Source organism: Ruegeria sp. BG7, from assembly GCF_056535685.1.
This window is the reverse complement of the sequence record NZ_JBQFIU010000001.1, coordinates 1,381,452-1,403,262: the sequence shown is the minus strand read 5'-3', so window position 1 is coordinate 1,403,262 and position 21,811 is coordinate 1,381,452. Positions and strand designations below refer to the sequence as shown.

Below are 21,811 nucleotides of genomic sequence, written 5' to 3'. Positions count from 1 at the left end.
GGACCTTACCGTGTTTCGACCGCCAGGGATTGGGCACGGTTTTCCCAGCCTACCTGTTCCAGTTCCGGTGTGTCTGATACCTGTTCAGGCCATCCGACGCAGAAGTATCCGATCAGTCGCCAGTCTTCCGGCACGCTCAGATCGCGTATCATTTGCTCGGGATCCAGGATCGACACCCAACCCAGTCCCAACCCCTCGGCCCGCAAGGCCAGCCAGAACAGTGTGATTGCCGAAACAACAGAGTAACGCCGCATCTCGGGCATTGTGCCCGCACCCAGCCCCATGCCTTTGTCGGTGCTGTCGTCGCAGAATACAGCCAGTTGCACGGGGGCCTCTTGCATCCCGGACAGTTTCAGGCGGCTGTAAAGCTGCGCCTTGTCGCCGGAATACCCCGCCAGCGCATCATCGTTGGCAGTTTGGAAATTCTTCAGCGCGGCAGCGCGGGCTGCTTCGCTTTCGACGCGGATCACGCGCCAGGGTTCGCTGAGCCCCACCGAAGGGGCCAGTTGAAATGCGTCGAGGCAGCGCAACAGCACTGCCTCGTCCACGGTGTCGGTGCGGAACCGGCGCACATCACGCCGGAGCCGCAACAACAGGTCAAACTGCGTGCGAAAATCGTCGGTGAAAGTCTGATCCCGCACGCGTTACCCTTCTTACTCTTCTGCAGCCGCTTCTTCAGCCGGTGCAGCCGCCGCTTCGGCAGCTTCAGCAGCCTTGGCCGCTTTTTCTTCTGCGCGTTCCTGAGCTTTCTTGCCCGGGGTGCCCTTGTTGGGGTTGTTACGCTCGGCTTTTTCACGGGTGCCGGCAGCTTCCAGCATACGCGCGATACGGTCGGTGGGCTGAGCGCCCTGATCCAGCCAGTACTGGATGCGCTCCATGTTCATTTTCACGCGCTCTTCGCTGTCTTTCGGCAGCAGCGGGTTGTAGGTGCCCAGTTTCTCGATGAAACGGCCGTCACGGGGCATGCGGCTGTCAGCAGCCACGATGCGATAGAAGGGACGCTTTTTCGAGCCGCCGCGGGCGAGACGAATTTTCATTGCCATGGTGGTATCTCCTTTGAATGGCATCACGCCGGAGGCGTGTCTTTTGTTGAGCCGGCGTAGGTGCCGGTTAGTTCTGGTGTTTCTTATGGTGTCGGATGACTTCCTGAATGATGAAATTCAGGAAAGCCTTGGCGAAATCGGGGTCCAGATCGGCCTCTTTCGCCAGGTCTTCTAGCCGTGCGATCTGCGCCGCTTCGCGCGATGGATCGGACGGGGGAAGGTCGTGTTCGGCCTTGAGCTTGCCAACGGCTTGCGTGTGCTTGAACCGCTCGCCCAGCGTATAGACAAGGATCGCATCCAGCCGATCGATGCTTTCGCGATGCTCTTTCAACAGCGTGGCAGCCTGTGTCACGGGGTTGGTCATTGGCTGGTCCTTTCGGTGGTCAGGTCAATCTGCGGGTGGCGCCAGATTTGAGCGTGCTTGCCCAGTAGCTCGGCATTTTCAAGCTCCAGCGTGGCTCCAAGGCGTTCTGCCAAAGCGCGCGAGCGGTCGTTGGCATGGGCGATGTACGAGATCACGCCGTTCAGCCCCTGTTGCCGCGCTGCATAGTGGCGTGCCGCTTGCGCCGCCTCAAATCCCAGCCCTTTGCCTTCGGCCTCGGCCATAAGGGTCCAGCCCAGCTCGGGCTCGGCCCAGCCGGGGGCATCGATCATACCGGCCCATCCAACAAACGCGCCGCTGGACATTTCGGTCAGGTGCCACAGGCCAAAGCCCTTCAGAGCCCAATGTCCAAGGCGTTTCACGAGCGAGTCCCAGCTGCCAAGCTCATCCTTGGGTCCGCCGACCATATGGCTGCGCTCAGTCGCGAAGAATGCTGTCATCGCAGGTAGATCGTCCAGATGTGGCGCGCGCAAGATCAGACGCTCGGTCTCGATGGTAGGGATGGTGAACGAGGTCATGCGTATGCCTCCATCCCGCCTTGTAGTTCATCTGGGTGCGGGTGGCGATAAACGACATCCTCGGGAGACGGGCGCGCTGCGTTTTGATCCTCAATTGCGCCGAGCCTCTGTGCCAAGGCGATTGAACGCGTGTTGGGCGCATCAATATAGCTGACCAGTGTTGCCAAACCGGCGTTTTGAAAAGCCCAGTCGCGCGCGGCGCATGCCGCTTCGAATGCAAAACCCTTGCCCTCATAGTCGGGGAAGATGCACCAGCCGATTTCCGTCTCGGGGAATTTCGGGGGTTTGTTGATCCCGACCTGGCCAATGAACTCACCGGTTTCCGTCAAGTCGACGGCCCATGCACCAAATCCGAGAAACTGCCAACTGGCTACGTCCGAGCCCAGCATTGACCACAGGTCCTGCGCCGAGTACGGCCCATCCATATATTTCGCCCACTCCGTCGCAAAAAGCGCTGCCATCGGCTCGAAGTCTTCGAGCCGGTGATGGCGCAGTGTAAGGCGCGTTGTGGTTATGGTGGGCGCGGTGCTCATTTACTTTTTCTTGCCGAACCCGCTGAGGCCCTGAGGCAGGCCCATGCCGCCGCCTAATCCGGGCAGGCCGCCGGGCATCTTGCCGCCCATCGCCTTAGCCGCTTGTTCCAACGCCTTGGGGTCCATGCCTGCAGCCATTTCCTCGGGCGAGGGGCCGCCTTTGCCGAACATGCCTTTCATGGCCTGTTTCAGCATCTTGCCTTTGCCCATCTTGCCCATCTTTTTCATCATGTCCGACATCTGTCGGTGCATCTTGAGCAGCTTGTTCAGGTCGCTGACCTCCATGCCCGAGCCTGCCGCGATCCGCTTTTTACGGCTCGCCTGCAATAGCTGAGGGTTGGCGCGTTCGCGTTTGGTCATCGACTGGATCATGGCGATCTGCTGACGCAGGATTTTGTCGTCCAGTCCTGCCTGGTCCATCTGTTTGGCCATTTTGCCCATGCCGGGCATCATGCCCATCATGCCCTGCATACCGCCCATCTGGATCATCTGTTCCAGCTGCATTTTCAGGTCGTTCATGTTGAACTGACCTTTGACCATGCGCTTCATCATGCGCTCGGTCTGTTCCATCTCCATCGTTTCCTGGGCCTTTTCGACCAAGGCAACAATGTCGCCCATGCCCAGAATACGACCGGCGATCCGGTCCGGCTCGAAGGTTTCGAGCGCGTCCATCTTTTCGCCCAGACCGACAAAGCGAATGGGCTTGCCGGTGACCGCGCGCATCGACAGCGCCGCACCACCACGCCCGTCGCCGTCCATCCGCGTCAGGACCACGCCGGAGATGCCGACCTTGGCGTCGAATTCCTCGGCCACTTCAACGGCGACCTGACCGGTCAGGCCGTCGACGACCAGCAGAGTCTCGCGCGGGTCGACCGCGTTGCGGACCTGCTCGACCTCGTCCATCAGGACTTCGTCGATATGCAGACGGCCCGCGGTGTCGAGCATGTAGACGTCATATCCACCCAGCGTCGCTTGTTGCTTGGCACGCTTGGCGATATCGACGGGTTTCTGACCGGGCACGATCGGCAGCGTATCGACGCCGACCTGCGTGCCCAGAACAGCCAGCTGATCCATCGCCGCCGGACGATAAACGTCGAGCGAGGCCATCAGGACCTTCTTGCCCTCTTTCTCTTTCAGGCGTTTCGCCAGCTTACCGGTGGTGGTCGTCTTACCCGAGCCCTGCAGACCCACCATCAGGATCGGGGCAGGCGGGTTGTCGATCTTCAGCTTGCCGGGGTCTTCTTCGCCGCGCAGGGTATCGACCAGCGCGTCATGCACGATCTTGACGACCTGCTGGCCGGGGGTAATCGACTTAGTAACAGCCTGACCTGTCGCCTGTTCCTGAACCTTTTTGACGAAAGCGCGGGCTACTGGCAGCGAGACGTCGGCCTCAAGCAGCGCAACCCGGACCTCGCGCAGGGCGGTCTTGACGTCTTCTTCTGACAGAGCGCCCTGTTTGGTCAGCCGGTCAAAGACGCCAGAGAGGCGTTCGGATAGATTTTCAAACATGCCTTCGGCCTCCTTAGCCGGTTATCTGATGGCGTGCCCTACATAGGATGCGCCGGTTAAATGCACAAACGCCCCCACGGGCGAAACTCGCTGGTGGGGGGCGATCCCTGAACGACTCAAGGGACCGGAAGATCGAAAGGCTTCCGGATGTTTGGCGGTCACTTACGCCTTGGAGGAGGGTGAGTCAAGACAAGCTGTGTCAAGGTGGCTGGTGTAGGGTACTCTGATCAAAACAAGCTCGGGGAGGGGGCGATGAAGGACGATCTTCCGCAAAAGACAACGGATTATGTTGGCGAGGTGACCAACACCGATATCTGGTCTGGTTTCGAGATACGGCCGGACGATATCTTTGTGTGCACGCCGCCTAAATGCGGCACGACGTGGACGCAGACCTTGGTGCGAATGTTGATCACGCAAACCGCTGATCCCGGCGTATACGACAACAAGATTTCACCATGGCTGGATTGCGGCTTTCGCGACAGGGAGGAGCAGGCAAAAACGCTGAACGCGCAAAGCCATCGGCGCTGCATAAAGACACATACGCCGCTGGATGGAGTTACCTTTTCGCCTGATGCGCAGTATCTTGTTGTGCACCGCCATCCCGTCGATGTGCATTTGTCAATGCGTAGTCATGTCGAGAATATGAAGGCCGATTGGTTGGATTACCTCTTTCCCGATGATCTTTCAGAAGCCTTTTCCATGTTTCTGGATCGACCGGCTTCATCAAAAGGCACCGACGATCTGACACTTGGATCATTTATCCATCACTTCCGATCCTTTTGGACCTTCCGTGAATTGCCCAATATTCATTTCCTGCACTACGCAGAGCTTAGCCGCGATCTACCCGGACAAGTCTCGCGCCTGGCCAACATCATGGACACCGAGATCAGCCCGCAGCTGGTCAATGACATCGCCGAGGCGGGCAGTTTCGGGTCGATGAAGAACAATGCGCAGCGTCTGGAGCAAACACCCGGTTTCACCAGTGGGTTTCACGACTTTGCACAGTTCTTTTCTTCGGGCAGCAGCAACAAGTGGGAAGGCAAATTGACGTCTGAAGATATGACCAGGTACGACGACAGCATATCCAAGCTGGTTTCACCTGAAGAACGCCTGTGGTTGGAACGCGGTTTAGCTTCTAGCCCACGCTGACGTCTTGGTCGCCGTGATTGGATGCGGGCAGCCAGCCATTCACAGCCTCAGCCAGCCGATGTGAGCCTGACCCGCTGACATATGCCTCAACAATGGGATGGCGGCCAGCGCTCATTCCCTCGTCCAGGATCAGCACTGGGCGATACATCGTCGACGTGCGCTTGCCGTTTCTGGACTTTGTGCTTTCGACCTCGGCATGAGACAGGCTGGACAGCTTATGTTCGACGGCCTCATAGCCAAATACGGATTGGCGGCGGATCAGGATGCTGTTGTCACGACGATCCAACACGACCTGAACGCGTCGAACAAACGCGCAGAAAGCACCCAGGCCCATTCCGCCCCCAAAAACAGCGAAGAAGAGGCCAAACCAGATGTCCTCGCCGCCTTCACTGGCCATGAACAGGCCAGCACCTACAAAAGCGAGTATGAAGAGGACCAGTGTGATGCCGATGAACCATGGCGCGTTCGACAGGATCAGTTGGTCAGGGGTGTTGCGCGTGACTTTCATGGCGGAACGCTACAGCACTTTCCGGGGCTGTTGAAGCAAAGCGCAACGCTTGCGCCTTTAATAAAAGTGCGCGCACGCGACAGACAATTCCTGCGGCAATGGATACATGTGGTCTTCCATATCGTTAATTGCAGGCAGGGGCATTCTGTGGCACAGCGCGGAAAATTCAGTGCAAGGAGACCGGGATGGACGCCTCATCTGCTTTTCAGGACACGTTGCCTTTGACCTCTGATGCGTTGCTGGCGCAGTTGGATGATTGGGGTTTGGCCTATCGTCTGCATACGCATGTGCCGCTGCGCACGGTTGAGGATTCGAAAGCAGTCGAAGATCAGTTCATGGTTCCAGGCGAAAATGCGTTACGGGTTAAGAACCTGTATTTGCGCGACAAGAAAAAGCGCAACTATTTAGTAACGCTCGAGCAGAACCGCGAAATCGATCTCAAGGCGCTGGGTGCGGAACTGGGTGTCGGAAACCTGTCTTTCGGGTCGGCAGACCGGCTGATGCAGAATCTCGGCATTCGTCCCGGGGCGGTCAGTCCGCTGGCGATGATCAACGGGGTTCAAAACAATGTACGGTTCTTTATGGACGCGGCCGCCAGGCAAGCCGAAGTGATCTACATGCACCCGCTGGTCAATGACCGCACGGTGGCCCTCAAGCAACCTGACGTGATGGCCTTCTTTGATCGCATAGGATGCGAGGTTAACTGGCTGTCCTGATCACCCGAGCGCCTCTTTCACCGCGGCAGAAACATGTGCGGCTGACGGGTTGACGAACAGGTGCCCGTCCGCCTCGAAAACCGGATCATCAAGGTGGGCCGGAAAAGCCAATGGCAGCTCGGTACAGGCCAGCAGAATTGCCGTTCCTTTGGTTGCGTGTTTGTTGCAAAAAGTAAGCAATCTCGTACGCGCCGTTTCGGACGCGCCGCCATAGAAGTTGCTGTCAATCATAGCCTGCATCTCGGCTATTTCAGGTTCGGGCAGGCGATCATTTGCAGCGATACCCTCGGCGGCCAACCGATCTGCATAGTTCGTGGCCTGCATCGTCACGGAAGTTCCCAAGACCAGAGCGTTGGATGCGCCGGTGCTTGCCGTGGTTTCAGCGGTTGCGTCAAAGATACTGAGAATAGGCATGGAAACGCCTTGCCGGATTGCGTGCAGCCGGGCGTGCGGCGTATTTGAGGCGATGATTCCGAAGTCGCAGCCCGCGCGTTCCAAAGTCAGCAGAGCATCGCGGAACACGTTGTCAAATTCCGCCCAGCTTGCTTCATCCCCGGCGACACCGCGCAAAGCGCGTGTCTTGGCCTGAGTGACGGATTCAATGGTCATGGGCGGGACTGGTAAAGGAGAGCCGTGACCCAGTTGCGCGAAGTGGCGCCCTGCGCCTTCTGCAATGGCCCGGTAATAATCGACGGTCGAAGCCCAGCCCACACCGCCCAGAATGCCGATTTTCTTCATAAGTAACGCCCAGCCTGCTCATTTTCATGAACGGCAGACTGGACGTTTCTATTCTTTTTGACCAGAGCCAATCAGGCTGCGAGTTCGGCAACGGCCTTCCGGGCGCTTTCCAATGCAGCTTCGGGGTTCACCGCCATCTGATCCGCAGCGATGACCTCTACGTCATGAATGCCGATAAAGCCCAGAACGTGGCGGGCATAGTTGGTGGCAAAATCCGCCTCGGACCCGACGGGGACACCACCAGAGGCAATCGCCAGAATGGCGCGTTTGCCTTCCAGCAAACCTTTGGGGCCGTTTTCAGTATAGGAAAAGGTCAAACCCGCGCGCGCAACCAAGTCTACCCAGGCTTTGAATGCAGCAGGAACCGAAAAGTTGTAGATCGGAAGCCCAATGACGATGGTGTCAGCGTCTTGCAGTTCGGACACCAGTTCGTCGGACAGGGCCAGTCGGTCACGCTGTACATCGTCGCGCTGATCGGCCGGGGTGAAGTTGGCGGCGATCCAGTCCTCGGTCAAAAGCGGCAGGGGTGTGGCCAGGTCGCGGCGGATGATGCGCTCTGCACCCAGCTGCTGGACCACACGGCCCGACAGATCGCGGGTCGTCGAGTCTACGCGGCGGGCGGATGAGTCGATGTGAAGGATAGTTTTGGGCATTGTTCAGGTCCTTTGGGTCAGGGAAATCTTGTCCTGCTCCCAATATGAATATTGCGTTTGTGAACAAAACTCGGATACATCAACAGTTATTGTTGGAAATTGCACAGTGACGTTATTACCATGGACAATTGGGACGAAGTGAGGACCGCCTATCAGGTGGCGCGTATGGGGACAGTCAGCGGCGCGGCCGAGGTTCTTGGTGTTCACCACGCCACCGTGATCCGCCATATTGATGCGATCGAGGCTCGGCTGGGTGTAAAATTGTTCCAGCGTCACGCACGCGGATACACACCGACCGAGGCGGGCGACGATCTGTTGCGCGTCGCACAGGCCACCGAAGATCAGTTCAACCAGCTTGTTGGTCGGATGAAGGGCCGGGGCGATGACGTTTCAGGCGAATTGGTGGTGACATCGCTTGGATCACTTGCGCCGTTGGTTGTGCCCACACTCACAGCGTTTCAAAAGATGCACCCGGATCTTATCGTGCGCTACCTGACCGGCGACCGGCTTTTCCGACTGGAATACGGCGAGGCGCATGTGGCGATCCGCGCGGGATCAGCCCCGGATCAGCCGGACAACGTTGTACAACCATTTCGACAAGAAGAAGTGGGCCTTTACGCCAGCACCGCATATGTCGAACGCTTTGGTAAACCGTCAGGTATTGAGGATTTCGGCAACCATCACTTCGTCAGTTCTGACGACGAAAGCAGCCGCGCGCCGTTCACCCGTTGGCTGCGTGCGACTGTTCCCGCGGGTCGCATAACCTTCCGCTGTACAAACAACTTCTGTATGCGCGAGGCTGTCCTGGCCGGGGCGGGTATAGGTTTCATGGCCCGCTGGGAAGCGGCCCGCCACGACAATCTGGTCGAGGTGATGGACCCGCTTCCTGAGTGGTTCGGGAACCTGTGGCTCGTGACCCACGTGGATTTACACCGCACTACCAAGGTGCAGGCGTTCCTCAGTTATCTCAAAGAAGAAGCCAAAGGTTGGCAGCCATGAGCCCTCAGGCCCGTGGTCATCTGGCCATGCTGACCTTTTCAGCCCTTGTTGCGGGCAGCTTTTCGCTGGGATCCATGATCGCGAACGAGATTGCGCCTGCCGCGCTGAATGCAGTCCGATTTGCGATTGCCGCTGTGGTGATCGGCGTGGCGGCTTTGGCCACAACTGGTTTGCCGCGCAGCGCTGCGCAAGCCCCGTGGCGTTACCTGGTGTTAGGTGGGTTATTTGCCACCTATTTCGTCCTGATGTTCTACGGATTGCAAACTGCCCCACCGGTCAGCGCTGCTGCGGTGTTCACCCTTACACCGGTTGTTTCAGCGGTCGCGGGATGGGTTTTGTTACGACAGATCACCACGCCGCGTATGGCGCTGGCTTTAACCATTGGGGCCGTAGGGGCACTTTGGGTGATCTTTCGAGCCGACTGGCAGATGTTCCGCGCCTTTGAGATAGGGGGTGGTGAGATCATCTATTTCTGGGGATGTGTCGCCCACGCAATCTATACGCCGATGGTTCGCAAACTGAATCGTGGTGAACCGGCCGTGGTGTTCACCTTTGGCACTTTGGTCGCCGGATGCCTGCTTCTGACCGTGTTTGGTTGGTCTGATCTGAAGGCAACCCACTGGAGTGCGCTGCCGGCCATCGTTTGGATTGGTTTGCTTTACATCTCGTTCTTTGCAACGGCTGCCAGCTTTGTATTGGTGCAGTTCTCGTCTTTGAGGCTGCCGTCAGCGAAGGTCATGGCTTATACCTACTTGGTACCAAGTTGGGTAATTCTTTGGGAAATCGCTTTGGGCAAAGCTGTACCCACAGGCTTGATATTGGGCGGTGTTGCGCTGACAGTCATCGCTCTGCTGATGCTGTTGAAAGAGGAAGCGCCGCGTGCAATGCCGGTGCGAAGGACCGCAGAATAGCGCTGCACTTTCGCTAGAAGGTGCTTCCAGCCTCAAATGCATTCCAAATGTAGAATTTGTTGAGCCAGATCAAGGTTCGGGGCAGGTCCCTCCAATACACTGAGATTTAGGTGAGAGGAGGAGATTATGTTTAAGCATATCATGCTGCCGATAGACCGGCACCTGCCGCCCGAAGTCCGTAAAGCTGCTGATATCGCGGCGCAAGTTGCGAAATGGCAAGGTGCTAAAATCACTCTGGTCAGCGTCACCGGCGCCCATTTGGGTGAATCCACAACAACCGAAGCCGAGATCGACAAGGATCTTGCGAAGTTTACTGAAACGCTCGCCGCCGAAAGCGGTGCTAAAGTTGCCACTCGCAAAATTCATTCTGTCGACGTCGCCGCCGAAGTGGACAGCGACCTGACCCGGGCCGCAGAAGAGCTGGGCGCTGATCTGATCATCGTGGGAACCCACGCTCCTCGGATCACCGACTATATCTTTTCAAGTCACGCGGGTTATCTGGCCAAACATGCCAGCATGTCGGTTTTTGTGGTGCGTTAAGCGTCGTCCGACGTCGGAAGCTCAACTTCCAAAAACCGTTCGAACGCGTCCAGATTGACGGGTTCGAATTGTCCGAACCCCTGCATCCAAACCGAAGCGGCGCGCAGGGCGTCGGGCTCCAGCTTGCACCATTTCACCCGTCCGCGTTTTTCCTGAGAAATCAATCCGGCCTTGGTCAGGATAACCAAATGTTTTGAGATCGCGGCCAATGACATCTCAAAAGGTTCGGCGACATCTGTCACGGCCATGTCGTCCTCTAGCAGCATTGCCAGAATTGCACGGCGCGTGGGGTCGGCCAGGGCAGCAAACACAATGTCGAGCGGATCAGTCATTGCCCTGTCATAACCGCTTGGGGCAAGGGCGGAAAGGGCGTTACAGCATCGGATGGCGATAGTCGTAGGTGGGGAACCGCAGGTTTAGCTGCTCTGTCGCGCTTGCGGTCAGGCCGATGTCGCGGGCCATACGCGCGTTTGGGGGCAAAGGTGTCGCATTAGTACGAGAGCGCGAAGCTGGGCGACACTTCTGCAGTATACGTTTAATAAACTGATGCGAAACTATGGAGAAACTTCTTTGAGTCTTTTCCATGATTGCTCCTTTGTCACTGTATTTACGAAAAAATGCGTGAATTCGAGCAGCCAATCAAAATCAATTACTTGACTTATTATGTGCTAAAAAAGCACATATTTGGGATGGCCCGTGTATTACCTCCACTGAACGCACTGAAAGCATTTGAAGCGGCCGGACGGCACGAAAGCTTCAGCCGTGCAGCCGACGAGTTGAACGTCAGCCATTCGGCCATTAGCCGCCATGTGCGTGGGTTAGAGGACCGGCTTGGCGTCTCGTTGTTTCGGGATTTGCCCCGTGGGGTCGAACTGACCTTGGAAGGGCGAGGCTTGCTGTTGCGGGTGATGAGTGCGCTTGATGAAATCGCCGAGGCCACTGAGATCGTTCGTCAAAGGCCAGAAGGCACACTCACCATCAGTTGTGAGCCGCTGTTCGCCATGAAATACCTTATCCCCCGGCTGCCGGGTTTCTATTCAGCCTTCCCAGGGGTCCAGCTAAGGCTGGAGGCCTCACGCGCGCTGGCGGATGTCGAACGACATGATGCGGATCTGGCGATCCGGTTTGCGCATCGCGGTGTGCTGGATATTCCGTCCGACCTGATCAGTGATGAACCACTTTTTACCTATGCCACGCCGGATCTGAGGCCCGAGGGATGGGACAGCCCCGAACAGGTGCTGAACTATCGTTTGTATCGCGATCGGATCGGAGAAGTCTGGCCGCGCTGGGCAGAAGTGGCCGGGTTTGAAATGCCACAGTCCGGCATGAACGGTTGGCGGATGGAAACGGATCTGTCTCTGACGGCAGCCGTTAGCGGGCTGGGCGTTTTTCTCGGATCAGAGGACTGCGTTCTGAGTGATCTGCAAGCTGGGCGCTTGATCCGGTGCTTTCCCATCGGATTCCGAGAGGGCAGTTTCCGGCTGGTTCTGGGCGCTGGTGCGGTGCGCCGCAGAACGGTACAGGCGTTCCGAACGTGGTTGCTGGATGAAAGTGCAAACCTGCGCGGCCAACCCATCCTGCGGGAATAATCAACTCTTTGGTTGAATATGCAGATTCAATGCATTTTGAGGCTTCGGAAGGTTTCGGTGTCTCTCCGACATCATGTCGGTGTCGAAAAAGTAATTTAAAAACAATATCTTAAAATGCGTCAATCGGCGCGTTCAAGAGCGTTGACTCTGCGCCCGTCGCGCCTTAGCACCATGCCCAAGACTGTACGAGGGAAACGCCCGTGACCGATGACGACCAAAAGCAGCGTATGGCGCAGCTGGAGGCCAAGATCGAAGCGGCGAAAAAGGCCAAAGCGCCCAAGCCTCGTGCAGATGCTGACGTGTCCGGGGGCGAGCTTGCCTGGAGGATGGTCATCGAAATGGTATCCGGTCTGGGGATCGGATTTGGCATCGGATACGGGCTGGACAGCCTGCTCGGGACGATCCCGATCTTTCTGGTGCTGTTCACATTGCTGGGCCTTGTCGCGGGCGTGAAGGTTATGCTCCGCAGCGCGAAGGAGGTTCAAGAAAAACAAACGGCGGCAACGGCTGCCGAGAAGGACGAGAGGGACTGAACGTGGCAACTGAGACCACCGCAGCAGAAGGCAGCAGCCTGGTTTTCCACCCGATGGATCAGTTCATCGTGAAACCGTTGTTCGGCGACGGTGCGGTCGGCATGTTCACTGTGACCAACGTGACCCTGTGGCTGTTCTTCGCGATCCTGGCGGTAATCGCCCTGCTGGTGCTGCCGACGTCCAAACGCGCGATTGTCCCCACGCGGATGCAGTCTGTTGCAGAGCTGACTTATGGCTTCATCTACAAAATGCTGGAAGACATCTGCGGCAAGGAAGGCGTTAAGTTCTTCCCTTATGTCATGACTCTGTTCATGTTCATCGTCTGCGCGAACTTCCTGGGCCTGATCCCGACATCGTTCACCACCACATCGCATTTCGCCGTGACCATCCCGCTGGCGTTGGCCGTGTTCCTGACCGTGACGGTTCTGGGCTTCGTCAAAAACGGCGCCGCGTTCCTGGGTCTGTTCTGGGTGTCCAGCGCACCGATGGCACTGCGTCCGATCCTGGCGATCATCGAGCTGATCTCGTACTTCGTACGTCCTGTCAGCCACTCTATTCGTCTTGCCGGTAACGTCATGGCGGGCCACGCGGTTATCAAGGTTTTCGCAGGCTTTGCTGCGATTGCCGTGATCTCGCCCGTGTCCGTTCTGGCGATTACTGCAATGTATGGTCTTGAGGTCCTTGTGTCCTTCATTCAGGCCTACGTTTTCACCATTCTGACCTGTGTTTACCTGAAAGATGCGCTGCATCCTTCGCACTAAGGTCCGATACCCAAACATCGAAACTTCCAATTCGTAAGGAGATACATCATGGAAGGCGATCTCGCACACATCGGCGCAGGCCTGGCAGCAATCGGTTCCGGCGCAGCCGCAATCGGGGTGGGCAACGTTGCAGGCAACTTCCTGGCCGGCGCCCTGCGCAACCCTTCGGCGGCTGCTTCGCAGACCGCAACCCTCTTCATCGGTATCGCGTTCGCAGAAGCCCTGGGGATCTTCGCATTCCTGGTCTCGCTGCTGCTGATGTTCGCCGTCTAATCTGCGGAACCTGATCCTTACGCGCAGGTGGGCCCAAGCCATAGCGGCCCACCTGTTGTAAAGACAACGTTCCGACGGAGGACATCATGGCGACTGAACCCATTACGAAAGAAGTAGCTGGCTCGTGCGTTGACTCCTATGGCTCTGCCATCGGTATGCCGCAGCTCTGCTTCGATTGGTTCCCCAACCAGATTTTCTGGCTGGTCATTACGCTGGTCGTCATCTTTCTGGTCCTGTCCCGCGTGGCTCTGCCTCGCATCGCGGCAATCCTGGCTGAACGTCAGGGGACCATTACCAACGACCTGGCTGCGGCCGAAGATCTGAAGGCCAAGGCGGTCGAGGCTGAAGAAGCCTACAACAAATCCCTGGCCGATGCCCGTTCTGAGGCACAGCGTATCGCAGCGGAAGCCCGCGCCGAAATTCAGGCTGGTCTGGATGACGCGATTGCAAAGGCGGACGCGGAAATCGCTGCAAAAGCGGCTGAATCGGAAAAGGCAATTGCCGAAATCCGAGCCGGTGCGCTGGAAAGCATTCAAGTGGTTGCCAAGGACACGGCTGCCGAACTGGTCACAGCACTTGGCGGCGAAGCGGATGCGGATGCCATTGCCGGTGCCGTAGATGCGCAGACGAAAGGATAAGTGACATGCGGAACACTCTTGCTCTTATCCTGACATTTGGTGCGGCCAGCCCGGCCTTTGCGGCCAAAGGCCCGTTCTTCTCGCTTGGCAACACGGACTTTGTCGTCCTTCTGGGCTTCATCGTCTTCATTGCGGTTCTGTTCTACTTCAAGGTCCCCGGCATGATCGGTGGGGCGCTGGACAATCGTGCCGAAGGCATCAAGTCCGAGCTGGACGAAGCACGCGCCCTGCACGAAGAAGCACGCAGTTTGCTAGCATCGTACGAGCGCAAGCAGCGCGAAGTTCAGGGGCAGGCCGATGCCATCGTTGCCGCGGCCAAGGAAGACGCGGCTCTGGCAGCGGAACAGGCGAAGGTTGACCTTGAAAAGTCGATTGAACGCCGCCTGGCTGCAGCTCAGGATCAGATCGCTTCGGCTGAAGCGTCTGCTGTGAAAGAAGTGCGTGATCAGGCCGTTTCGGTCGCAGTTGCTGCGGCGGGTTCGGTTCTGGCCAAGCAAATGACCGCAGCACAAGCCAACAAACTGATCGACGCGTCGATTGCAGATGTAGGCACCAAGCTGCACTGACGGTTGACCCGCCAGACAAATGATACAGTTGACCCGGGGGCGTTTCGCTTTCGGGTCTTTTGTTTTGTGGCGAGTTCTGCTTGATTTGAAGCATACTCCGAATCCTGCCAACCGTTGGGGAACTGGTCGACAGGGAAACTTTGCAGCTAGCGTGAAAATACAGGGAAAGACAGACCGTGTCGGGCGACGCAGTTTCGATGAATATTGTAGGCGTGGTCAGAAATGGTGGCGCGGCGTTGATCGACACGATCAACAGGGTTCAAAACCTGTCTGCTCAGTTGCACCGGTATTCGGTCATCATTGCGACCAACGACAATTCGGACGATACGAACCGTGTATTGAACGACTACGCCGAAAGAAACCGGCATGTCGACATCATTCAGCTGGACGGGCTTGTTTCTAGATTTCCTGACCGGATTGAGCGCATCACTGCGGCAAGAAATGCCATACTCAACAGGCTGGAAGCAAAAGACGATGACAACGAGTTGACCCTGGTGCTGGATCTGAATGGTCCGAATACGTGCCTGGACGTTCAGGCGGTTCTGACCGCCGCAAAAAGGGTCACTCCTTTGTGGGAAGGCGTCTTTGCCAATTCCAAACCTGCATATTACGACATTTATGCTCTGCGCTGCCCCGGCTGGTGTGATGAAGACGTCTGGCAGCGCATTCAGAGCACGCGCAGGCCTTTGTTCGGGCGCCGGAAATGGCGCCGGGCGTTGCTGAAGTCAGCGGTTTATGACCGCCAATTCCATATTCCAACCGAAACCCCGCTTATACCGGTCGACAGCGCGTTTGGAGGTGCCGGGTTGTACAAAACCCGTGCGCTCCGGGGCTTGCGCTATTCTTGCCGCGACGAAAAGGGGCAGCGGGTGTGCGAACATGTGATGCTTCACAAACGGCTTCGGGACCGTGGCGCAAGGCTGTTAATTGACCCGGCCCTGACAACAGTGGCCCTTGATCGTCATTTGGGAGAAGGCAGTGGAAAACCCTTTCCGCGCCACCTGCTCCCCGCTGCAACAGGGGCCGCTTAGTCGCGGCGTTTTCCACATTCGACCGGCAAATAATGGTGGCGCTTAGGCCCGCCCGGTTTCATGTTGCAAACGTTGCTGCGCAATAGATTCGTTTCGATCCGTCTTCCTTTGATCGGCCATGCAACGTTCGACAAAATCAAGGTGCTGTTCAATTGCGGTGCGCGCGGCTAAAGGACTGCGCGCCTGTAACGCGTCATTGATGGCCCGATGCTGGTCCAAAATCGCTTCGCGCGTGGCGCGCTGTTGGAACATCGTCTGACGGTTGTAGAACACGCCCTGCACCAACAAATCATACATCGAGCGCATCATATGCAACATGATGACATTATGGCTGGCCTCGATGATGGCCATATGGAATTCAGCATCCAGTTGCGCCTCGTCATCCGCTGCATTCCGGTCGTGGGCCGCTTGCATCTTGTCAAAGATCGCCTGTACCACTTTCAGGTCGCTTTCGGATCCTTGGCGCGCAGCCCTTTCCGCTGCCAACCCTTCCATGTCGCGGCGAAAAGACAGGTAATCAAACACCGCTTCGTCATGACTGCCGAACAAACGGATCAGCGCAGGGGAAAAGGCCGATCCCAGAACCTCGGCCACGTAGATCCCAGATCCAGCCTTGGCGGTCAGCAATCCTTGCGCCTGAAGCTCAGATATTGCGTCGCGTAGGGACGGGCGGGACACACCCATCCGCTCGGCCAGTTCACGTTCCGAGGGTAGACGTTCGCCAGGGCGCAGGATGCCGCGCAGGATCAGAAGCTCGATCTGGCGAACGACGGCAAGCGAGAGTTTTTCGGTTTCAACTTTGTGAAAGGGCATGTTGTTTCCGCAATTGGTCAAGTCATTTGACCACGGACATGGGGCACGTTCAAGAACACCTGTTCACATCGGCTGAAATAATAGGTCAGCATTATTGACTTTAAATCATCTGGCAATAGGCTGCCCGAAACTGAGATCGGAGGAGCCTCATGTCCCAACATCCCTTGTTTGCCACCCGGGCTTCCCGGATGAAGGCATCAGAAATCCGAGAGCTGCTGAAACTGCTCGACCAACCAGGGATCATTTCGTTTGCGGGCGGCATTCCGGATCCAGCATTTTTCCCAGCCGACGCGTTTGCACAGGCGTTTCAGGCAGCGCTGGGGCCAGAGACACAAGCGCAGGCACTGCAATATTCGGTCAGCGAAGGTTATGTCCCGCTGCGCAAATGGCTGGCGCAGCACATGCGTGAAATCGGAGTGGCGTGTGACATCGACAACATTCTGATCACGTCGGGATCGCAGCAGGCGCTGGATTATCTTGGCAAGCTGTTTTTGTCGCCCGGCGACACCGCCCTGGTTGGTTGGCCCACCTATCTGGGCGCGCTTGCAGCGTTCAATGCGTATGAACCCCGGTTTGATCGGCTGAACGGCAACAGCGGGGCCGCAGAATACAAGGCAGCAGCCGGGGACGGGGCGGTGAAATTCGCTTACCTGTCGGCGGATTTTGCCAACCCAACCGGCGAAACTCTGGATCTGCAAGGCAGGGAGGCTTTGTTGGATCTGGCAGAAGAGTTGGATTGCGCCATAATCGAAGACGGGGCCTATCAGGCGTTGCGCTATGACGGGGATCCGATCCCACCGATCCTGTCTTTGGAGCTGGCCCGCAAAGGATCAATTGAAGACTGCCGGACGATCTATTGTGGCAGCTTTTCAAAAACCCTGTCTCCTGGGCTGCGCATGGGCTGGGTCGTGGCGCCCAAGCCGATCATATCTCAGTTGGTTTTGTTGAAGCAGGCGGCGGACCTGCATTCGGCGACCATAAACCAAATGGCCGTTCATGACGTGGCGCAAGCGTGTTTTGACAGCCATATTCCCCAAGTGCGTGCGGTTTATCAAAACCGTCGCGATGTGATGCTGGACGCGTTGGAACAGCATATGCCCAACGGGGTCGAGTGGACCCGGCCCGAGGGCGGTATGTTCATCTGGGTCACGCTGCCTGCAGGGGTCAGTGGGTCTGAATTGCTGGCGCGTGCGTTGGACACGGTGAAAGTGGCGTTTGTGCCGGGTCAGGCATTCTTCCCGGATGGCAGCGGCGCCAATACCATTCGACTTAGCTTTTCAAATTCTGACGAGGCAGCAATCCGCGAAGGTATTCGTCGGTTGGGTGAAGTACTGCGGGCCTGATACGCAGAAAGGATCTGTTAACCAAAATGCTGCAACTCTGCGGCATGATCCGGTGTCTTGCCCCTTTGTTGTTGGCCGCATGTGCGGCCGGAACCCCTCATTTCCGCGAAGTGCCTGCCACGCGGGTGGCGGTGAATGGCAGCGTATTCGACGTGCGCGTGCGCGGTGAGCTGGCCGAAGCGGTTCGGGTCAACGCGCAATACGCACCACGGCTGGGTCCGGTCCGAGACCGGGCCGCCCTTGCGATGGCTCAGGTTTCGGGTTGTCCGATTCTGGATGTGCTGGGCGATGCGGCGGTAACGGTTGGTGTTTTGGGCTGTGATCGAGACGCGGGCGAGCGGTTGCTGCTGACTGCTGTTTCTACGCCCAACTATGAATGCATCGACTATGGCATCTACGAAAACGTTGGGGATGACTACGGCTATCAGGTCTTTGAGTGCACCCCATATTGATATACGCGTGTTCTTGGGTATTTCGGCAAGATATTGTGGATAAGTCAAAATGATATCCCATATCCTGCGCAACTCCGTTGACTCGGACCCTATCCCTTGCGCAGACTTTGAACTCATAGGAATCAAGGGACACGCTGCCATTGCGTTTCAGCAAGCTCAAACTGACCGGCTTCAAAAGCTTTGTTGATCCGACCGATCTGATCATCGCAGACGGGCTGACCGGTGTGGTGGGGCCTAATGGCTGTGGCAAGTCCAATCTTCTGGAAGCATTGCGTTGGGTGATGGGTGAAAACCGGCCCAAATCCATGCGTGGTGGCGCGATGGAAGACGTGATCTTCGCGGGTGCGGCCACGCGTCCTGCACGCAATTTTGCCGAGGTCGTCCTGACCATGGACAACTCGGAACGTCTTGCGCCATCTGGGTTCAACGACAGCGATCAGTTGGAGATCGTAAGGCGCATCACCCGCGACGTTGGCAGCGCATACAAGACCAACGGCAAGGATGTGCGCGCGCGCGATGTACAGATGCTGTTCGCCGATGCTTCGACGGGGGCGCATTCGCCTGCGCTGGTCGGGCAGAACCGCATCGCCGAATTGATCAACGCCAAACCCCGCGCTCGCCGCCGCATTCTGGAAGAAGCTGCTGGGATCTCGGGCCTGTATCAGCGTCGGCACGAAGCCGAGCTAAAGCTGAAAGGCACCGAGGCGAACCTGACCCGCGTCGATGACGTTCTGGAACAGCTTGGTGGGCAATTGGCTCAACTGGCGCGCCAAGCCCGTCAGGCCGCGCGATACCGTGAAATCGGCGAACAACTGCGTCAGGCCGAAGGGATGCTGCTGTATCGACGCTGGAAAGAGGCTGATATGGCCCGCCAGCAGGCAGAGGAAAAGCTGCGCGAACGTATCACCGAAGCTTCCCGTGCCGAGGCCGAGGCGCGCGCTGCCGCTGCAAAACGTGCCGAGATCGAAGAAACTTTGCCGCCACTTCGTGAAGAAGAGGCAATCGCAGCTGCGGTTCTGCAACGTCAGCAGGTGCAGCGCGATCAACTATCGGATCAGGAAACCCGCGCGCGGCAGACCATTGAGACGCTGACAAACCGTATTCAGCAGCTTGGCCACGATATTGAGCGTGAAGCCGGTCTGAACCGAGACGCAGGTCAAATGATTGAGCGCCTGGAATGGGAAGCGCGCGAGCTGGCAAAGGCCGCTGAAGGCCATGACGAGAAAGTGGCTGAGGCGGCAGAAATCGCGCGTGAGGCAGCCTCGATCCTGCAAAACCGCGAAGACCACCTGTCACAACAAACCGAGGACATGGCCCGTCTGGTCGCCCGGCACCAGTCAGCCCAACGTTTGGTCGAAGACAGCCGTAAGACATTGGCCCGGTCTGAGGGTGAGGAGGAAAAGGCACGGCAGGCAGTGGATGAGGCCAAAACTGCCTTGACCCGCGCAAGCGAGGCGTTTGAAGCCGCCCAGGAAGGTGAGGAAAAAGCCCGCGAAGCCGCGGAAGCCGCCGAAGAGGCTCTGGCAGCTGCGGATGAGCTGCGCAATGAAACGCAAGCGCGCGAGGCCGAAGCACGCGCGCAGCGTTCTGAGGCCGAAGGTGAGCTTGGCGCGATCCGGGCTGAAACCACGGCGCTGGCCAAGCTGGTGGAACGTGACACTGCCGAAGGTGGTCAAGTGCTGGATCTGCTGCGCGTCGCGCCGGGCTTTGAAAAGGCTCTGGGCGCGGCCCTGGCCGATGATCTACGCGCGCCCTTGGTTGAGGGCGATGGCCCTTCTGGCTGGGTGCAGGTGGCAGGATATGACAGCGATCAGCCTTTGTCGGATGGGGTCGAACCGCTGGCGCTTCACGTCTCGGGTCCGGATCGTCTCAGCCGTCGGATTGCACAGATCGGTCTTGTGGATGCCGATCAGGGCGCGCGTTTGCAAGCAGCGCTGAAACCGGGCCAACGGTTGGTGTCCCGTTCGGGTGATTTGTGGCGCTGGGACGGCTTCCGTGCATGGGCCGAGGATGCCCCAAGCGCAGCTGCACTGCGTTTAGAGCAACTCAACAAGCTGGAAGCACTCAAGCAGGAACTGACACGCACCGAGGCGCAGGCAGATGGCGCCCGTGCCGCGCATGAAGCGCTGTCCAGGCAATTGGCGGATGTGACCGAGGCAGACCGCCGTGCGCGAGAAGCCCGCCGTGCTGCGGATCAGCGCATGGCCGAAACTGCGCGCTTGCTTAGCCGCGCCGAAGCGGATCGTAATCTGGCGCAGGGTAAACTGGAGACCCTGACCCTTGCCGTAGATCGCCACAAAGAAGACGCTATGGCGGCCCGCGCACAACTGCGCGAAGCCGAGGGCGCATTGAGCGGCTTGGGCGATCTCGACAGTGCACGTGCTGAGGTCGAGGACATCAAACAAACTGTCGAGGCGGCCCGGATCACGATGCTGACCCACCGCTCGACCCATGATGAGCTGCGTCGTGAGGGGGACGCGCGCACCCGCCGCTCGCAGGAGGTCACAAAAGACCTCAGCGGGTGGCGGCATAGATTGGAAACCGCTGAAAAACGGATCTCGGAACTGGCTGAGCGCAAGGAAAGCTCGGAAGAGGAGCTGGCCGACGCCATGGCCGCCCCCGGTGAGATTGCTGAAGCGCGGGAAGAGCTGAACGAATTGATCGAAGCCGCCGAAGCGCGCCGGGCAGAGGCTGCAGACAAGCTGGCCGAGGCTGAGACCCAGCAGCGTGAGGTTGTTCTGGCTGAACGTGAAGCGGAACGCCTTGCGTCGGAAGCGCGCGAAAGCCGCGCGGCGGCCGAGGCGCGCTGTGATGCGGCAAAGGAAAGTGTGGTCGCTGCAGCAGAACGGATCGCCGAGGATCAACAGCTAACCCCGAACCAGTTGCTGAATCAGCTGGATGTGAACCCCGACCAGATGCCTGCTGCAGATGCTCTGGAATCCGAGGTGAACCGCCACAAGCGCCAACGCGACGCCATGGGTGCGGTGAACCTGCGGGCGGAAGAAGACAGCAAAGAAGTTCAGGAAGAGTTCGACACGCTCAGCAGCGAAAAGGCCGATCTGGAAGAGGCGATCAAAGCCCTGCGCAGCGGCATCGCCAGCCTCAACCGCGAAGGACGCGAACGGTTGTTGACCGCTTTTGAACAGGTGAATTCGAACTTCGCTATGTTGTTCAAGCACCTGTTTGGGGGTGGTGAGGCCAATCTGGTCATGGTCGAAAGCGACGATCCGCTGGATGCGGGTCTTGAGATCATGTGCCAGCCGCCGGGCAAGAAACTGTCGACCCTCAGCCTGTTATCTGGCGGGGAACAGACCCTTACCGCGACCGCGTTGATCTTTGGTGTGTTCTTGGCCAATCCCGCACCGATCTGTGTTTTGGACGAGGTCGACGCGCCGCTGGACGACGCCAACGTCACGCGCTTCTGCGATCTGCTGGACGAGATGTGCCGCCAGACCGATACGCGGTTCCTGATCATCACGCACCACGCAGTGACAATGGCGCGGATGGACCGATTGTTCGGTGTCACGATGCAGGAACAAGGCGTAAGCCAGTTGGTCTCGGTTGATCTGAAAAAGGCCGAACAGATGGTCGCGTGACCGTTCACTGCAAGTTT

At 58.0% G+C, this 21,811-nt stretch carries 26 protein-coding genes; 15 read left to right on the top strand and 11 right to left on the bottom strand.

The window, feature by feature from the left end; all coding sequences use genetic code 11:
• Nucleotides 1-5: 5 nt before the first annotated feature.
• From bluB to ffh, 6 genes are all read right to left on the bottom strand, one after another.
• The gene (bluB, locus tag ACR3EH_RS07000) at nucleotides 6-641 is read right to left on the bottom strand and encodes a 5,6-dimethylbenzimidazole synthase (protein ID WP_171188864.1); all 636 of its coding nucleotides are present in this window, start codon (nucleotides 639-641) and stop codon (nucleotides 6-8) included.
• 12 nt (nucleotides 642-653) lie between these two features.
• Complete coding sequence (rpsP, locus tag ACR3EH_RS06995) at nucleotides 654-1,043, bottom strand: 30S ribosomal protein S16 (protein ID WP_170388164.1); 390 nt, start codon at nucleotides 1,041-1,043, stop codon at nucleotides 654-656.
• 67 nt (nucleotides 1,044-1,110) lie between these two features.
• Complete coding sequence (locus tag ACR3EH_RS06990) at nucleotides 1,111-1,407, bottom strand: chorismate mutase (protein ID WP_050605269.1); 297 nt, start codon at nucleotides 1,405-1,407, stop codon at nucleotides 1,111-1,113.
• Nucleotides 1,404-1,943, bottom strand: a complete 540-nt coding sequence (locus ACR3EH_RS06985) for a GNAT family N-acetyltransferase (protein ID WP_171676363.1) — start codon at nucleotides 1,941-1,943, stop codon at nucleotides 1,404-1,406. Before ACR3EH_RS06985 ends, ACR3EH_RS06990 begins: the two co-directional genes overlap by 4 nt.
• Nucleotides 1,940-2,476 carry a GNAT family N-acetyltransferase gene (locus tag ACR3EH_RS06980; protein ID WP_171188868.1) on the bottom strand — a complete coding sequence of 179 codons (537 nt, stop codon included), beginning with the start codon at nucleotides 2,474-2,476 and terminating at the stop codon, nucleotides 1,940-1,942. Before ACR3EH_RS06980 ends, ACR3EH_RS06985 begins: the two co-directional genes overlap by 4 nt.
• Entirely contained in the window at nucleotides 2,477-3,985 is a 1,509-nt protein-coding gene (gene ffh / locus ACR3EH_RS06975; RefSeq protein WP_171188870.1) for a signal recognition particle protein, read from the bottom strand.
• Between the two features lie 252 nt (nucleotides 3,986-4,237).
• Between ffh and ACR3EH_RS06970 the strand changes: the two genes are divergently transcribed.
• Complete coding sequence (locus ACR3EH_RS06970) at nucleotides 4,238-5,134, top strand: sulfotransferase domain-containing protein (protein ID WP_171676360.1); 897 nt, start codon at nucleotides 4,238-4,240, stop codon at nucleotides 5,132-5,134.
• Here the strand turns inward: ACR3EH_RS06970 and ACR3EH_RS06965 are convergent.
• Nucleotides 5,121-5,642 carry a hypothetical protein gene (locus tag ACR3EH_RS06965; protein WP_171676357.1) on the bottom strand — a complete coding sequence of 174 codons (522 nt, stop codon included), beginning with the start codon at nucleotides 5,640-5,642 and terminating at the stop codon, nucleotides 5,121-5,123. The two genes, ACR3EH_RS06970 and ACR3EH_RS06965, sit on opposite strands and share 14 nt — an antisense overlap.
• A gap of 185 nt (nucleotides 5,643-5,827) precedes the next feature.
• On the opposite strand from ACR3EH_RS06965, the gene ACR3EH_RS06960 reads away from it, so the two are divergent.
• Nucleotides 5,828-6,358, top strand: coding sequence for a prolyl-tRNA synthetase associated domain-containing protein (locus tag ACR3EH_RS06960; protein WP_171676355.1), 531 nt, complete (start codon nucleotides 5,828-5,830; stop codon nucleotides 6,356-6,358).
• On the opposite strand, the gene ACR3EH_RS06955 is transcribed toward ACR3EH_RS06960, so the two are convergent.
• Both ACR3EH_RS06955 and ACR3EH_RS06950 read right to left on the bottom strand, forming a co-directional pair.
• Nucleotides 6,359-7,096 carry an aspartate/glutamate racemase family protein gene (locus ACR3EH_RS06955; protein ID WP_171676353.1) on the bottom strand — a complete coding sequence of 246 codons (738 nt, stop codon included), beginning with the start codon at nucleotides 7,094-7,096 and terminating at the stop codon, nucleotides 6,359-6,361. It lies immediately after the preceding gene.
• 71 nt (nucleotides 7,097-7,167) lie between these two features.
• Complete coding sequence (locus tag ACR3EH_RS06950; protein WP_171188879.1) at nucleotides 7,168-7,749, bottom strand: FMN-dependent NADH-azoreductase; 582 nt, start codon at nucleotides 7,747-7,749, stop codon at nucleotides 7,168-7,170.
• A 120-nt stretch (nucleotides 7,750-7,869) separates the two neighbouring features.
• On the opposite strand from ACR3EH_RS06950, the gene ACR3EH_RS06945 reads away from it, so the two are divergent.
• From ACR3EH_RS06945 to ACR3EH_RS06935, 3 genes are all read left to right on the top strand, one after another.
• Entirely contained in the window at nucleotides 7,870-8,748 is an 879-nt protein-coding gene (locus ACR3EH_RS06945) for a LysR family transcriptional regulator (RefSeq protein WP_171096187.1), read from the top strand.
• Nucleotides 8,745-9,659 carry a DMT family transporter gene (locus ACR3EH_RS06940; protein WP_171648487.1) on the top strand — a complete coding sequence of 305 codons (915 nt, stop codon included), beginning with the start codon at nucleotides 8,745-8,747 and terminating at the stop codon, nucleotides 9,657-9,659. The genes ACR3EH_RS06945 and ACR3EH_RS06940 overlap by 4 nt, the downstream gene beginning before the upstream one ends.
• A 126-nt stretch (nucleotides 9,660-9,785) precedes the next feature.
• Nucleotides 9,786-10,199: a universal stress protein gene (locus ACR3EH_RS06935; RefSeq protein WP_171096183.1), complete on the top strand. Its 414-nt coding sequence runs from the start codon at nucleotides 9,786-9,788 to the stop codon at nucleotides 10,197-10,199.
• On the opposite strand, the gene ACR3EH_RS06930 is transcribed toward ACR3EH_RS06935, so the two are convergent.
• Nucleotides 10,196-10,531 carry an ArsR/SmtB family transcription factor gene (locus tag ACR3EH_RS06930; RefSeq protein ID WP_171188883.1) on the bottom strand — a complete coding sequence of 112 codons (336 nt, stop codon included), beginning with the start codon at nucleotides 10,529-10,531 and terminating at the stop codon, nucleotides 10,196-10,198. The two genes, ACR3EH_RS06935 and ACR3EH_RS06930, sit on opposite strands and share 4 nt — an antisense overlap.
• Before the next feature lie 357 nt (nucleotides 10,532-10,888).
• Here ACR3EH_RS06930 and ACR3EH_RS06925 point away from each other — a divergent pair, with 357 nt between their 5' ends.
• The 7 genes from ACR3EH_RS06925 to ACR3EH_RS06895 all read left to right on the top strand — a co-directional run bounded on the left by ACR3EH_RS06925 (nucleotide 10,889) and on the right by ACR3EH_RS06895 (nucleotide 15,590).
• A complete protein-coding gene (locus tag ACR3EH_RS06925; RefSeq protein WP_171188885.1) occupies nucleotides 10,889-11,788 on the top strand; it encodes a LysR substrate-binding domain-containing protein in 900 nt (299 codons plus the stop codon).
• A 200-nt stretch (nucleotides 11,789-11,988) separates the two neighbouring features.
• The gene (locus ACR3EH_RS06920) at nucleotides 11,989-12,321 is read left to right on the top strand and encodes an AtpZ/AtpI family protein (RefSeq protein WP_152457046.1); all 333 of its coding nucleotides are present in this window, start codon (nucleotides 11,989-11,991) and stop codon (nucleotides 12,319-12,321) included.
• Between the two features lie 2 nt (nucleotides 12,322-12,323).
• On the top strand, nucleotides 12,324-13,082 hold the full coding sequence (locus ACR3EH_RS06915) for a F0F1 ATP synthase subunit A (protein ID WP_171188887.1): 759 nt from the start codon (nucleotides 12,324-12,326) through the stop codon (nucleotides 13,080-13,082).
• Nucleotides 13,083-13,130: 48 nt separating this feature from the next.
• Nucleotides 13,131-13,355, top strand: coding sequence for a F0F1 ATP synthase subunit C (locus tag ACR3EH_RS06910; RefSeq protein ID WP_005981269.1), 225 nt, complete (start codon nucleotides 13,131-13,133; stop codon nucleotides 13,353-13,355).
• An 86-nt stretch (nucleotides 13,356-13,441) separates the two neighbouring features.
• Nucleotides 13,442-13,993: a F0F1 ATP synthase subunit B' gene (locus ACR3EH_RS06905; protein WP_171188889.1), complete on the top strand. Its 552-nt coding sequence runs from the start codon at nucleotides 13,442-13,444 to the stop codon at nucleotides 13,991-13,993.
• 5 nt (nucleotides 13,994-13,998) lie between these two features.
• Nucleotides 13,999-14,559 carry a F0F1 ATP synthase subunit B gene (locus ACR3EH_RS06900; RefSeq protein WP_171096173.1) on the top strand — a complete coding sequence of 187 codons (561 nt, stop codon included), beginning with the start codon at nucleotides 13,999-14,001 and terminating at the stop codon, nucleotides 14,557-14,559.
• 176 nt (nucleotides 14,560-14,735) lie between these two features.
• Entirely contained in the window at nucleotides 14,736-15,590 is an 855-nt protein-coding gene (locus ACR3EH_RS06895) for a hypothetical protein (protein WP_171676351.1), read from the top strand.
• A gap of 42 nt (nucleotides 15,591-15,632) precedes the next feature.
• On the opposite strand, the gene ACR3EH_RS06890 is transcribed toward ACR3EH_RS06895, so the two are convergent.
• A complete protein-coding gene (locus ACR3EH_RS06890; protein ID WP_171096168.1) occupies nucleotides 15,633-16,403 on the bottom strand; it encodes a FadR/GntR family transcriptional regulator in 771 nt (256 codons plus the stop codon).
• A 149-nt stretch (nucleotides 16,404-16,552) separates the two neighbouring features.
• Here ACR3EH_RS06890 and ACR3EH_RS06885 point away from each other — a divergent pair, with 149 nt between their 5' ends.
• The 3 genes from ACR3EH_RS06885 to ACR3EH_RS06875 all read left to right on the top strand — a co-directional run bounded on the left by ACR3EH_RS06885 (nucleotide 16,553) and on the right by ACR3EH_RS06875 (nucleotide 21,794).
• Entirely contained in the window at nucleotides 16,553-17,746 is a 1,194-nt protein-coding gene (locus ACR3EH_RS06885) for an aminotransferase-like domain-containing protein (protein WP_171188893.1), read from the top strand.
• Between the two features lie 26 nt (nucleotides 17,747-17,772).
• On the top strand, nucleotides 17,773-18,198 hold the full coding sequence (locus ACR3EH_RS06880; RefSeq protein ID WP_253746761.1) for a hypothetical protein: 426 nt from the start codon (nucleotides 17,773-17,775) through the stop codon (nucleotides 18,196-18,198).
• A 140-nt stretch (nucleotides 18,199-18,338) separates the two neighbouring features.
• Nucleotides 18,339-21,794: a chromosome segregation SMC family protein gene (locus ACR3EH_RS06875; protein ID WP_171648483.1), complete on the top strand. Its 3,456-nt coding sequence runs from the start codon at nucleotides 18,339-18,341 to the stop codon at nucleotides 21,792-21,794.
• Nucleotides 21,795-21,811 lie beyond the last annotated feature (17 nt).